At 73.2% G+C, this 12,345-nt stretch carries 13 protein-coding genes; 8 read left to right on the forward strand and 5 right to left on the reverse strand.

Annotated features, from left to right (window positions below; genetic code table 11):
* Positions 1 to 110 precede the first annotated feature (110 nt).
* The gene (locus FJ658_RS03295; RefSeq protein ID WP_141143935.1) at positions 111 to 773 is read left to right on the forward strand and encodes a LysE family translocator; all 663 of its coding nucleotides are present in this window, start codon (positions 111 to 113) and stop codon (positions 771 to 773) included.
* Positions 774 to 808: 35 nt separating this feature from the next.
* On the opposite strand, the gene FJ658_RS03300 is transcribed toward FJ658_RS03295, so the two are convergent.
* From FJ658_RS03300 to FJ658_RS03310, 3 genes are read right to left on the reverse strand one after another with little or no spacing between them, the layout of a single operon-like run.
* Positions 809 to 2,137 (reverse strand): MFS transporter, encoded by a 1,329-nt coding sequence (locus FJ658_RS03300; protein ID WP_141143936.1) that lies wholly within the window; start codon positions 2,135 to 2,137, stop codon positions 809 to 811.
* A 49-nt stretch (positions 2,138 to 2,186) separates the two neighbouring features.
* A complete protein-coding gene (locus tag FJ658_RS03305; protein ID WP_141143937.1) occupies positions 2,187 to 3,143 on the reverse strand; it encodes an alpha/beta hydrolase fold domain-containing protein in 957 nt (318 codons plus the stop codon).
* Positions 3,140 to 4,162: an alpha/beta hydrolase gene (locus FJ658_RS03310; RefSeq protein ID WP_255447526.1), complete on the reverse strand. Its 1,023-nt coding sequence runs from the start codon at positions 4,160 to 4,162 to the stop codon at positions 3,140 to 3,142. Before FJ658_RS03310 ends, FJ658_RS03305 begins: the two co-directional genes overlap by 4 nt.
* Before the next feature lie 74 nt (positions 4,163 to 4,236).
* Between FJ658_RS03310 and FJ658_RS03315 the strand changes: the two genes are divergently transcribed.
* The 3 genes from FJ658_RS03315 (at position 4,237) to FJ658_RS03325 (ending at position 6,885) form a co-directional block, all read left to right on the forward strand.
* Positions 4,237 to 5,217, forward strand: coding sequence for a LacI family DNA-binding transcriptional regulator (locus tag FJ658_RS03315; RefSeq protein WP_141143938.1), 981 nt, complete (start codon positions 4,237 to 4,239; stop codon positions 5,215 to 5,217).
* A gap of 85 nt (positions 5,218 to 5,302) precedes the next feature.
* A complete protein-coding gene (locus tag FJ658_RS03320) occupies positions 5,303 to 6,268 on the forward strand; it encodes an SDR family NAD(P)-dependent oxidoreductase (protein WP_141143939.1) in 966 nt (321 codons plus the stop codon).
* Positions 6,265 to 6,885, forward strand: coding sequence for a TetR/AcrR family transcriptional regulator (locus FJ658_RS03325; protein ID WP_141143940.1), 621 nt, complete (start codon positions 6,265 to 6,267; stop codon positions 6,883 to 6,885). Before FJ658_RS03320 ends, FJ658_RS03325 begins: the two co-directional genes overlap by 4 nt.
* A gap of 13 nt (positions 6,886 to 6,898) precedes the next feature.
* On the opposite strand, the gene FJ658_RS03330 is transcribed toward FJ658_RS03325, so the two are convergent.
* Positions 6,899 to 7,531, reverse strand: coding sequence for a TetR/AcrR family transcriptional regulator C-terminal domain-containing protein (locus FJ658_RS03330; protein WP_141143941.1), 633 nt, complete (start codon positions 7,529 to 7,531; stop codon positions 6,899 to 6,901).
* A gap of 66 nt (positions 7,532 to 7,597) precedes the next feature.
* On the opposite strand from FJ658_RS03330, the gene FJ658_RS03335 reads away from it, so the two are divergent.
* The 3 genes from FJ658_RS03335 to FJ658_RS03350 all read left to right on the forward strand — a co-directional run bounded on the left by FJ658_RS03335 (position 7,598) and on the right by FJ658_RS03350 (position 10,017).
* Positions 7,598 to 8,626: a zinc-binding alcohol dehydrogenase family protein gene (locus tag FJ658_RS03335; RefSeq protein WP_141143942.1), complete on the forward strand. Its 1,029-nt coding sequence runs from the start codon at positions 7,598 to 7,600 to the stop codon at positions 8,624 to 8,626.
* On the forward strand, positions 8,623 to 9,189 hold the full coding sequence (locus FJ658_RS03340; RefSeq protein ID WP_141143943.1) for a hypothetical protein: 567 nt from the start codon (positions 8,623 to 8,625) through the stop codon (positions 9,187 to 9,189). The genes FJ658_RS03335 and FJ658_RS03340 overlap by 4 nt, the downstream gene beginning before the upstream one ends.
* Before the next feature lie 294 nt (positions 9,190 to 9,483).
* A complete protein-coding gene (locus FJ658_RS03350; RefSeq protein ID WP_141143945.1) occupies positions 9,484 to 10,017 on the forward strand; it encodes a CGNR zinc finger domain-containing protein in 534 nt (177 codons plus the stop codon).
* 173 nt (positions 10,018 to 10,190) lie between these two features.
* On the opposite strand, the gene FJ658_RS03355 is transcribed toward FJ658_RS03350, so the two are convergent.
* Positions 10,191 to 11,159 (reverse strand): helix-turn-helix transcriptional regulator, encoded by a 969-nt coding sequence (locus FJ658_RS03355; protein WP_141143946.1) that lies wholly within the window; start codon positions 11,157 to 11,159, stop codon positions 10,191 to 10,193.
* Positions 11,160 to 11,292: 133 nt separating this feature from the next.
* On the opposite strand from FJ658_RS03355, the gene FJ658_RS03360 reads away from it, so the two are divergent.
* Positions 11,293 to 12,333, forward strand: coding sequence for an NAD(P)-dependent alcohol dehydrogenase (locus tag FJ658_RS03360; RefSeq protein ID WP_141143947.1), 1,041 nt, complete (start codon positions 11,293 to 11,295; stop codon positions 12,331 to 12,333).
* Positions 12,334 to 12,345 lie beyond the last annotated feature (12 nt).

A 12,345-nucleotide genomic window follows, 5' to 3' on the forward strand; every position in this document is an offset into this window, starting at 1 on the left:
TGCCGACTCGACCCGGCTGGGCGACCGGGCCACGGCCCTCCGACCGGCTCTGTCGCGCGCATCCACTCGCTCTCTAGTGTCGCGAGCACGATCGAGTGACGGAGGTGCCGATGATCGCCGCGACGCTTGTGCCGGTGCTGCTGACGTATGCGATCGGCACCGCCAGCCCGGGGCCCGCGAACATGTCGATCATGACCGTCGCCGCGCGCGACGGACGCCGGCCGGCGTTGACGTTCGCGGCCGGGGTTCTGCTCGGCGGACTCACCTGGGCGATCCTCGCCGCCACCGGCATCACCGCGCTGCTCACGAGCTTCGCCGAGGCGCTCACCGTGCTCAAGGTGCTCGGCGGCGCGTACCTGCTGTACCTCGCGGCGAAGAGCGCGATCTCCGCGATCCGGAGCCGGGACCGGAGCCGGAGCCAAGGCCGCGGCGCGCGACCCGACCATCCGGCCCCCGCCGAACCCCCGGTGTCCAACTTCGTCCAGCTGCACCGCGGCTACCTCCTCCACCTCACCAACCCGAAGGGCATCCTGGTCTGGGCCGCGACGATGTCGATCGGCCTGCACCCCGGCGCCGAGCCGTGGATGCCGGTGCTGATCGTCGCCTGCTGCGAGGTCTGCGGCATCCTGATCTTCGGCGCCTACGCGCTGCTGTTCTCGCTCGCTCCGATCGCGCGTCTGTATCGACGGGCGACCCGGATCGTGGAGGCGGCGGTGGCGGTCGTGTTCGCCGCGTTCGGCGTCCGGCTGCTGCTCAGTCCGCTGCGCGTCTGACGGCGAGCCGCCCCGCGAACCCGCCGAGCGCGCCCCTACTTCACCCCGCGGATCGGCAGCACCGCGAGCCCGCCGAGCACACCGCAGACGATCGCCGCGATGAACAGCGCCGTGTAGTTCTCGCCCCCGCCGCCGATGGCGAGCAGCGGGATGGCGAGCACCGGCACGAGCACCTGCGGCACCTGGTACGACAGCGAGACGATGCCGAGATCCTTGCCCGCCTCGGTGAAGGTGGGCAGCACCTCGGTCATCATCGCGATGTCCACCGACACGAACGCGCCCTGCGCCGCGCCGACCAGCGTGAGCGCGATCAGCAGCGTCGTCAGGTCGGGCGCGAACACGGCCACCGCGAGTCCGGCGGCCGACAGCAGCGCCGACACCCAGACGATCGCCTTGCGGCGTCCGGTGCGGTCCGAGATCCAGCCGAAGACGAGGGTGGTCAGGATGCTGGCCGCCGTGAAGCAGATGATGCCGGTCGCGAAGGTGCCCGACGCGAGCTCCTTGGGCACGCCCATCCGGTCGATGATGTAGAAGAGCAGGTAGGTCGTGACCGTGAAGATCGACATCGTCACGAGCAGCCGGCACGCCCACGCCCAGAAGAAGTCGCGGTAGCGCACCGGGTTCAGCCAGTAGGTCGACAGCACGTCGCGCCAGCTCCACGGCGCCGCACGCTCGGTGCGCACGATGTCGCGCAGGCCGAAGAACAGCAGCCCGCTGAGCACCGCGCCGATCACGCCGGGCACGACGAACCAGCTCCACTGCGCGTCGTTCGGCAGCGCCGCGATCATCAGCGCGCCGGTGATGAGGGCGAGCGCGTTCGCGGCGCTCGCCGCCGCCGACACCCGGGCCCGGATGCGCATCGGGATCTGGTCGGCGAGCAGCGCGTGCACCGCGGCGTTGGTCGCGCCGAAGCCGGCCTGCACGATCGCCCAGCCCACGATCACCTGCCACAGCGTGGTCGACACGGCGAGCACGCCCACGCCGACCAGCCCGGCGAGTGCACCGCCGAGGATCCAGGGCCGGCGCATCCCGAGCCGCGACATCGTGCGGTCGCTCAGCCGCCCGAACAGCGGGGTGATCACGATCACGACGACCCCGCCGACCGCCGCGACGATCGACAGGTTCACGCCCTTCGTCGCGTCGTCGAGGAACGCGAACACCTTCGGGATCGACCCGCCGCCGATGATGCTCAGCGCCAGGCTCAGCCCGAACCAGGCGAGCACGAAGAACGGCAGGAACACCCGCGGCTGCGGCGAGCCCGGGATCTCGTCGGGGGCGACGTCACCGGGGGAGGTGTCGGCGGGGATGGCGTCGGTGGCGCCGCTGCTGGTCGGGTCGAGCGGGTCGAGCATCGTGTGGGACATCGTCGTCTCCTGGTCGGTGCGGGGTCGGTGCGGGTGAGGGTGTGGGCGCTCAGCCCACGCGGTACGCGGCGCGCAGCCGCTGCGAGTGCTCGCGCTGGAACTCGACGGCCGCCGGCGAGACCCCCGTCTGCCCCGGGCTGCCGTGCAGGTGCCCGGCGCCGAAGTAGACCTCGGTCGGCACCCCGGCGGCGGCGAGCCGGTCGGCGTACTGCGTTCCCGAGTCGCGCAGCGGGTCGTATTCGGCGACGAGGATGAGGTGCGGCGGCAGTCCGGTCAGGTCGGCCACGTCGAGCGGCGCGATGTAGTCGTCGGCGGCCCCGTCGGGTCCGGCGTAGAGGTGGATGATGTGCTCGACCCCGTCGAGCCCGAAGCCGGTCGCGAACTCGACGGCCGAGTCGCCGACGGGCGGCATCGCCGTCGGCGGCACTTCGAGCGTGACGTGCCGCAGCTCGACCCCGGCGTCGCGGGCGTGCAGGGCGGTGCTGGCCGCGATCGCGGCGCCGGCCGAGTTGCCGCCGATGCCCAGACGCGCGGTGTCGACGCCGAGCCGGTCCGCGTCGGCGATCAGCGCTGCGACGGCGCCCAGCGCATCCTGGATCTGGGCCGGATAGTGCGCCTCGGGTGCCAGGCGGTACTCGAGCGACACGATCTGCACGCCGCTGTCGAGCGCGCGGCGGGCGCTGAGCCGGTCGTTGAGCACCTCGTCGATCGTTCCCGCGAAGAACCCGCCGCCGTGCAGCCAGAGCTGGGTCGGCATCGGGCCCTCGACGCCGGCCGGGCGATAGCGGCGCGCGGGGCGTCCGCCGAGCACGAGGTCGTCGAGCTCGACGCCGTCGGGGATCGGCAGGGTGCAGTCGACGGCGAGCAGGTCGGAGAGCTCGCGGGCGGCGACGCGCTGCACGGCCGGATCGGTGCTGGCCAGGTCGGGCAGGCTCGGCGCGAGCGCCTCGATGCGGTCGATCCAGACGCGGATGCCGGGCTCGAAGTCGATGTCGGCGATGTTCACAGGGATGCTCCGATCTGCGGGTACGCGACGGGATCGTCGTGCAGGGTGCGCAAGGTGGCGACGATGTCGCGGTGCTGGTGGTCGGACATCGGCACCGCGCGGCGGTAACCGGCCGATCCGTGGTTCTGGCCGATCATGCGCACGCACGAGACGGGCACGCCGGCCTCGCTGAGGGCGCGGGCGTAGGCCTCGCCGTCGCCGCGCAGGGCGTCGAGCTCGGCCGTGTAGATGACCGCGGGCGGCAGCCCGGCGAACGACGCCGCCCGCAGCGGCGAGGCGTAGGGGTTGCGGCGCAGGGCGCGATCGCGGCCGAGATACTGGGTGACGAGCGTGCGCGCGAGCTGCCAGAACACGAGCCTCGGGATGCCGGGCTGACTCTTCAGATGCGCGCCGGTCAGGTCGAGCAGCGGCACCTCGAGCAGCTGCAGCCGCACGGGCCGGTTCGCCCGGTCGCGATTCATCAGCAGGGTCGCGGCGGCGAGGTTGCCGCCGGCCGAGCCGCCGCCGATCGCCAGGCGCTCGGGGTCGCCGCCGAGCTCACGGGCGTGCTCGGCCGCCCACTCGAAGACGGTCCAGCACTGCTCGGCCTGGGTCGGGAACTTCCGCTCCGGCGCGTGCGAGTACTCGCCCGCGACCACGATCACGCCGGCGTCGCGGGCCCGCTCGCGGAACGACGCATCCCACCACACCCAGTCGATGCCGGCGATCTCGAAGCCGCCACCGAAGAAGTAGACGAGGATCGGCAGGCCGGCCGCGCCCTCGGCGGTCGGGGCGGGGCGCTCGGTCGTCGGCCAGTAGACCCGCAGGCGCGCATCCGGATGCCCGGCGACAGCGAGGGTGTGCTCCTCGGTCGCGAGGTCGACGGGGCCGATGCCGAGCTCGGCGCACATGATCGGGTCGAAGGCCTCGGCGTTCGCGCGGCGCTGCTGCGCGGTCTTGCCGGGGGCAGGGGCTCGCGACTTCAGCCGCCCGTCGACCGCGCGGGCGAAGGCGTCGAGGCGGGGCTTGGTGAACGACATCGGTGTCGCCTCCTCTGGTCTGTCCCGAACATCCTGAGCGGATCGAAGAGCTTCGATGAAGTACTTTTTTCCGCATGTCGAAGGTGACGATCTACACGGTCGCCGAGCGCGCGGGCGTGAGCATCTCGACGGTGTCGCTCGCGATCAACGCGCCGCACCGGGTGAGCGAGCGCACGCGGGCGCGCGTCGTGGCCGCTGCGGGCGCGCTCGGGTACCGCGCATCCGGGGCCGCCTCGCACGCGAACGCCGGCACCCGCATCGCGGTCGCGGCGCCGTTCAGCACCTACTCCAGCTACTTCCGCCGGTTCTCGGGGATGCTCGTGCGCGCCCGCCAGGCCTCCATCGACCTGGCCGCGCACGACCTCGAATCGGCGGCCGAGGTCGACGCCCCGCTGCTGGATGCGCTGCCCGCGCGGAGGGGGATCGACGGGCTGATCGTGATGGGCGTGCCGCTCGGCAGCGCCGCCCTGCGCGCGAGTCGCGAGGCCGCGCTCCCCCTCGTGTTCATCGACATGCGCCGTGCGCGTCCGGTCGGCGACGACGTGCCGGTCGTGCTCATCGACGACGAGCTCGGCGGCCGGCTGATCGGCGAGCATCTGCGCGCGCGGGGGCACGAGCGGGTCGTCTTCCTCGGCGAGATCCAGCGCTCGGAGGACTACATCTCGGCCGGCATGCTGCGTCGGCAGGGGCTGCTCGAATCGCTCGAGATCGTCGACGTGCGCGGCCCGCTCGGCACCGATCCGACGCCCGCGCTGCTCGAGGTGCTGAGCGGCCGGGATGCGCCCACCGCCGTCGTCGCGAACCACGACGAGCTGGCCGCGCAGGCCTGGCGCGGTCTCGCGGCGGCCGGACGCTCGGTGCCCGACGACGTCGCGATCGTCGGCTACGACGACGGACCCCTCGGCGCCGCTCTCGGTCTGACGACCGTGCGGCAACCGCTCGAGGAGTCGGGCGCCGCCGCGCTCGACCTCATCCTCGGCGCGATCTCGGGCACCGGCGCGGCCGTGCGCAAGGTCGAGCTGACGCCGACGCTGGTGGTGCGGGCGAGCGGGTGAGGGTGTTCGGCGCGCGCCTTTCAGCGTCGGGTTGACATTGTCAACCGTCGCGACGTAGGTTGACAACGTCAACCTGGAGGTAGCGATGACGACAGTCCTGATCACCGGCGGCCACTCGGGCATCGGCCTCGTCGCCGCGCGCGACCTCGCGCGAGCCGGCGCCGATCTCGTGCTCGCCGGCCGGTCGCCCGAGCGGATGCGCACCGTCGCCGACGAGCTGGCGGCGGACCACGGCGTCATGGTGTCGCTGCTGAAGCTCGACACCTCCTCGCTCGCCTCCGTGCGCGAGGCCGCTGCCGAGGTGGGGCGCTGGCGCGAGGCCGGCGCGATCGCCGAGCTCGACGCCGTGCTCTGCAACGCGGGTGGGCGCCACGACGGCCCGATCGGCTACAGCACCGAGGGCTACGAGCTGACGTTCGCGACCAACCACCTCGGCAACGTGCTGCTCGTCGACCTGCTGAGGCCGCACCTCAGCGCGACGGCGCGGGTGATCGTGACGGCGAGCGGCACGCACGATCCCGAGTCGGTCGACGGCCGACTGGTCGGCGCCGCCGTCGAGCCCGATGCGACCGTGCTCGCGGTCGTCGGCAAGGATGGCGCCGAGCCGCTCGGTGCGGGCAAGCGCTACTCGACCTCGAAGATGTGCGCCGTGATGTACATCTACGAGCTCGATCGGCGTCTGCGCGCCGAGGGGAGCGCGGTGCAGTCGATCGCCTTCGACCCCGGGCAGGTGCCCGAGACCGGGTTCCTGCGCGACATGCCCCGCGCCGTTCAGCGGATCGCCACGACGTCGCTGTTCGGCTGGATATCGAAGCGCATCGGCGGGGTCGTCTCCGATGTCGCGTTCTCGGGCGGATCGCTCGCCCGGCTCGCGATCGATCCCGAGTTCGCCGACCGCACCGGGGAGTACTTCCAGGCGAACGACGGCGTGCTGTCGGCCGTGCGCTCGGCGACGCTGACCTACGACCGCCGCCGCGCGGCGAAGCTCTGGGACGACTCGATCGCGCTGATCGAGCAGGCGGTTCCCGGCGCGATCGCCGCGGCCCGGTGAGCGGGGGCCCGATGGGCGCCGGGCCGATGGGCGCCGGCGCGATCAGCACCGCCGACCGGCTCGTCGACGCGGCGGCGCGACTGCTCGACGACGGCGGCCAGTCCGCCGTCACCCTGCGCGCCGTCGCGACGGCCACCGGCCTGTCGCACAACGCGCCCTACAAGCACTTCGACGGGCGCGACGCCCTGCTCGCCGCGGTCGCCACCCGCGACCTCATCCACCTCGCCGAGCTGTGGCGCGGGGTGCGCGCAGGCGCGGCCGGCGGCTGGGCACGGCTTCTCGATGCCGTGGATGTGATCGTCGCGTTCGCGCGCGACCATCCGGCGCGCTATCGGCTGGTCTTCGGCTCGCCGGATCCCGCACCCCGGCACGCCGACCTCGATGCGGCGGCCGAGACGGCCCTCCAGGCGTTCGTCGACATCGTCGTCGACTGCCAGGAGGACGGATCCTTGCCGGTGTCGCCGAGCGACAACCTCGGCATCACCCTCTTCGCGACCGTGCACGGCCTGATCGACGCCGACGCGAGCGGTCGCCTGCGCGCCCGGACCGGCTGGGGCGACATCCGCACCGGGATGGAGTTCCTGCTCGGGCTGCTCGGCGATCGAGCCGCGTCCTAGGCGAGGTCGGCGCTCAGCCCCCGAGCCGCGCCGCGAGCCCATCGAGCACGATCTCGAGCTGCAGCGTGAAGCGGGCGCTCGCATCCCCCGACCGGGCGTGGCCCGCGGCGGCGGTGATCGGCGCGTCGGGGCCGAGTGCGGCATCCCGGGCCTCGATCGAATAGCGGTCGGGGCCCGACTGGGCGCGCTCCTGCTCCTCGATCACGAAGCCGACGACGAAGGCGGTGACGAGCTCGCCGGCGAGGGCGACCATCTCGATCGGCACGTCGCTCGTCTCGGTCCAGCGGCGCATCCACGGCTCCTGTGCCTTCAGCACCTCGGGGTCGGTGATGCGGGTGCCGCTGAAGGCGCGGGCGCCGTCGCGGTGCGCGAGGTACTCGGCGCGCAGCACGTTCGCGAAGGTCGTGAGTCCCTCGCGCCAGCCGAGCTCGCCGCGGCCGCGCAGGGCGGCGACGACGCGGCGCTCGATCTCGGTGCCCATCTCGTCGAGCAGGGTCTGCTTGTCACGGATGTGCCAGTAGAGCGCCGGCGCGCGCACGCCGAGCCGTTCGGCGACGGCCCGCACGGTCACGCCGTCGATGCCCGCCTCGTCGAGTCGGTCGAGCGCGGCCTGCACGATCGCCGCTTTGGTGATGCCCTTCGCCACGCTTGACACCTTAACAAAGTTAAGCGACGATCGGCTCGTCAATTGAACTTAGTTAAGGAGTCGAACATGCGCGCCGTCACGATCTCCCGAGCAGGTGCTGCGCCCTTTGCCGCCGAGTTCCTCGAGCCGCCGACCTCGGCCGGTAGCCCGGTGTTCGAGCTCGTCGCGGCGGGCGTGCATCCCGTCGTCACGTCGCGCGCCTCGGGCGCGCACTACAGCGCCGGCGACGTGTATCCGATGGTGCCGGGCGTGGATGCGGTGGCCCGCGACGCCGACGGGCGCCTCGTCTACACGGGCTGGACGCCCGAGCCCTGGGGCACGATGGCCGAGCGGATGACGGCGCCCTTCGGCGCGCCCCTCCCTGAGGCCGCCGACCCGCTCGCCGTCGCCGCAGGGATGAACCCGGCGATGTCGGGATGGCTGCCGCTCGCCGCCCGCGCCGAGGAGGTCGGCGCGCTCGGCACCGTGCTCGTGCTGGGCGCCACCGGCATGGCCGGCGGGCTCGCGGTGCAGGCCGCGCGGGCGCTCGGGGCCGAGCGCGTGGTCGCAGCAGGGCGGTCGGCATCCGGGCTCGCGGCGCTCACCGCCGAGGGCGCGGTGGTCGCGTCGCTCGCGAGCGGCGGCGCCGACGCCGGCGCCGGCGGTGACGCGAGCGCGGATGCGCTGACCGTCGCCCTCGACGGACACGCCCCCTCGATCGTGCTCGACTTCCTCTGGGGTCCGGTCGCCGAGGCCGCCTTCGCGGCGCTCGGCCGGGCACGCGGGGCCGACGAGAGCGCCGACATCGCCTACGTGCAGATCGGGTCGATGGCCGGCGCGGAGGCGTCGGTGCCGGCGGCGCTGCTGCGGTCGCGGCGCCTGCGCATCACGGGCAGCGGGCTCGGCTCGGTGCGGCGCGAGCGCCTCGTCGCGACGATGCCGCACGTGATGCAGGCGATCGCCGACGGCGTGCTGACGCCCCAGGCGGTGCCGTTCGGGTTCGAGGATGCGGCGGCCGCGTGGACCTACGCCGGCCCGGGTCGCGCGGTGGTGGTGCCCGACGCGCACACCGGCACCGGCACCGACGCCGGCGCAGCCGCCGGGACGGCCGCGTGATCCTCGAACTGCTCGAGGCGACCGGCCGCCTGCAGGAGGTCGGCGCGCTGCTCTACGTCGTCTACACGATCGTGCAGGAGCTGCGGTGGCGTCCGGTCGAGACGGCGATCGAGTGGCGCGTGCCCGGCGTCATCGGCCTGATCGGCGTCGTGAGCCTGACTAATACCGGACTCCTGCCGCCGACGGGCGTCGATCTCGGGCTGCTGGCGATCGCGGTCGTCGCGGCGCTCGGCTCCGGGGCGGCGGCGGGGACGCTGACCCGGCTGCGTCCGCTCTCGGATGCGACGCGCGCGAAGCTCGAGGCGCGACGGGCCCGCGGCGGACGCTGGGCGCGAGCGGGCATCCCGGAGCTGGAGGGCCGCACCGGCTGGATCGGCGCCGCGCTCTGGGTCGTGACGCTGGCGGCGCGCTACGGCACCGAGCTGCTGGGCGAGCACCTGGATGCCGCGATCGCCGAGACGACGGGCCTCGCCCTGGTCGTCGTCGCCCTCTACGAGATCGGGCGCACGGGCGGGGTCGCCTGGCGGGCGCGGCGCTCCGTCTCGGCTGAGACGTCGGCCTGATCGGCGGACGAGACGATCGATCGCGAACCGCCCTGCTCCACGGGCGCGACTCGCGAGACGGCCGCCGGCGGCATCCCGACGGCCGTCTGCAGGTCGACGCGACGCCGACCGCAGGCGTCGCAGCGCACGTAGACCACGCGCCCCTCGCTGGTCGCGTGGCTCGACTCGGTGCGCCAGCCGTGCTCGTGCGAGTCGGCGGTCATCCCCTCCGGACGGGAGGCTGCGAGGCGGGTTGAGACGGCGGATGAGGGAGTGCGGATGCGGTTCACTCCTCCAGCGTGATGTCATGGTCTTATGCATCTCAACCCTTACGGCGAGTACGCCGTGCTGATCGCCGCCTCGCTGGCGAACGACTGGCCAGACGACGCCGCGGGGATCGAGCAACGCACGCGCGACTTCGGCATGACGATGGAGTTCCGCGTCACGGCGGCCGAGCATCCCCGCACCCGCGCGGTGATCGACGACTGGCTGCGCGTCGTCGACGCCGCGACCGACGACGAGCGGGCCGCGGCCCTCAACGCGCAGATGGCGGCCGCCGCCGCGTACCCCCGTCTGACCGACCACGACGGCGAGGGCTGGCATCTGCACTACCGCGACCGCGACCAGTCGCTCTCGCACGTGCTCGCCGCGGTCATCTCGGTCGGCACCGCGCTGCACCTGAGCACCCGCGGGATGCACCGGCTCGGCCGCTGCGCCGCGGGACTCGACGCCGGCGACAGCTGCCGCAACGTGGTCGTCGACGTCACCCGCAACGGACGCCAGCGCTACTGCTCGGTGCGCTGCGCGAACCGGGCCGCCGTGCGGCGGCACCGCGCGCGGCTCGGCTGAGGCCGGCACGACGGGCCCCGGCCTCCCGCGGCGGCACGTGGCGAATCGGCGCTCTGCGCGCCCGCCGTGCTGATCCTCGACCAGGCCGCGCTGGCCGACGAGATCGTCGTGCTGGATGCGGGCCGCATCGTCGAGCGCGGCCCGCACGCCGCGCTGCTCGAGAACGGCGGCGCCTACCGCGGGCTCTGGGGCGCCTGGGGCGCCTGGGGCGACGATGGGGCGGTCGCCACCTCCGGCGCCGACTCGCCGGCCGGCACCGCGACCGCGCCCGCCGAATACGGCACGAGCCCCTCGGTCGCCGCCCACGACGCGAGCAGCCGCAGCCGCTCGGCCGACGGCGAACCCGGCTCGGCCGAGTAGATCATCAGGATCGACCCGGGCTCGGCCGTGATCGCGAGCTCCTCGTAGGCGAGCTCGAGGGCGCCGACCACGGGATGCGCGAAGTGCTTCATGCCGGCCCCGTGCTGCCGCACGTCGTGCCGGCCCCACAGCGTGCGGAACACCTCGCTGCGGGTCGACAGCTCGCCGACCAGCTCCTGCATGGCGCGGTCGTGCGGGTCGCGGGCGGCCTCGGCGCGCATCACGGCGACGCACATGTCCGCGAAGCGATCCCACTCGGGATAGAAGTCGCGCGCGGCCGGGTCGAGGAACTGGAAGCGCGCCAGGTTCGGCACCCGCCCGCCGTCGCCGATCACCGGCGCGTAGAAGGCGCGGCCGAGCAGGTTCGTCGCGAGCAGGTCGTGGTGCGAGTCGCGCACGAAGGCGATGCCGTCGGTCACCGCATCCAGTGCCCAGGTGAGCGCGGGGCGCGGCGCCTCGGCGCGCACCGGGCGCCGGCGCTGACGACCGGAGGTCGGGATGCCGTCCTGCGCCCGGGCGAGATCGAGCAGGTGCGCGCGTTCGGTGTCGTCGAGCTGCAGAGCCGTGCCGATCGCATCCAGCACCGCCGCGGAGGCGCCGCCGATGTCGCCGCGCTCGAGCTTGGCGTAGTACTCGGGGCTGAGGCCGGCGAGCGTCGCGACCTCACTGCGGCGCAGGCCGGCGACGCGGCGGTTGCCGCCGCCGATGAGCCCCGCCTGCTCGGGGGAGATGCGCGCGCGACGGGTCATCAGGAACTCGCGCACGTCGCCTCGGGTGTCCATGCATCGAAACTATGCCCGCCGCATCCACCCTGGGGTGCTCTCTCAGTACCCCCTTCGTCAGGCAGTCCCGGCGTCCAGGTGCGCTGTGCTCTGCTGGAGGCCAACCACCACCCCGCGATCCGGATGGAGACCCGTGCTCACCGTCAGTGCCTACGCCGCCACCGCGGCCACCGAGCCCCTCACCCCCACCACCATCGAGCGCCGCGACGTCGGCCCGAAGGATGTGCTGATCGCCATCCGCTACGCCGGCATCTGCCACTCCGACATCCACACCGTGCGCGGCGAGTGGGGCGACATCGCCTACCCGCAGGTCGTCGGCCACGAGATCGTCGGCGAGGTGACCGAGGTCGGATCCGAGGTCACGAAGCACGCCGTCGGCGACCGCGTCGGCGTCGGCTGCATGGTCAACTCGTGCCGCGAGTGCGAGAACTGCCGCGCCGGCATGGAGAACTACTGCCTCAAGGGCAACACCGGCACCTACACCTCCGTCGACCGCGACGGCACGATCACGCAGGGCGGCTACTCGACCCACATCGTGGTCGACGAGCACTTCGTGCTCACGGTGCCCGAGTCGATCCCGTATGAGGCCGCCGCGCCGCTGCTCTGCGCCGGCATCACGACCTACTCGCCGCTCGCGCACTGGAACGCCGGCCCGGGCAAGCGCGTCGCCGTGATCGGCATGGGCGGCCTCGGTCACATGGCCGTCAAGATCGCCGCCGCGATGGGCGCCGAGGTGACCGTGCTGTCGCGCACCCTCGCCAAGCAGGAGGACGGCCTCGCGTTCGGGGCGTCGCACTACTTCGCGACCGCCGACGACGCGACCTTCGACGAGCTGGCGAACCACTTCGACCTGATCGTCAACACGGTCAGCGCGCCGCTCGAGCTCGACCGCTACCTCAAGCTGCTGCGCCTCGACGGCACCATGGTCAACGTGGGCGCCCCGGCCGAGCCGCTGCCGATCACCGTGTTCACGCTGTTCGGCAACCGCCGCTCCTTCGCCGGCTCGGGAATCGGATCGATCGCCGAGACCCAGGAGATGCTGGACTTCTGCGCCGCGCAGGGCATCGCGCCCGAGATCGAGCTGATCAGCGCCGAGCAGATCAACGACGCCTACGAGCGCGTGCTGTCGAGCGACGTGCGCTACCGCTTCGTGATCGACACCGCGACGCTCTGATCGTCGGCGACT

The organism is Schumannella sp. 10F1B-5-1 (assembly GCF_006517535.1).
In the GTDB taxonomy this organism is placed as follows: Bacteria; Actinomycetota; Actinomycetes; order Actinomycetales; family Microbacteriaceae; genus Schumannella.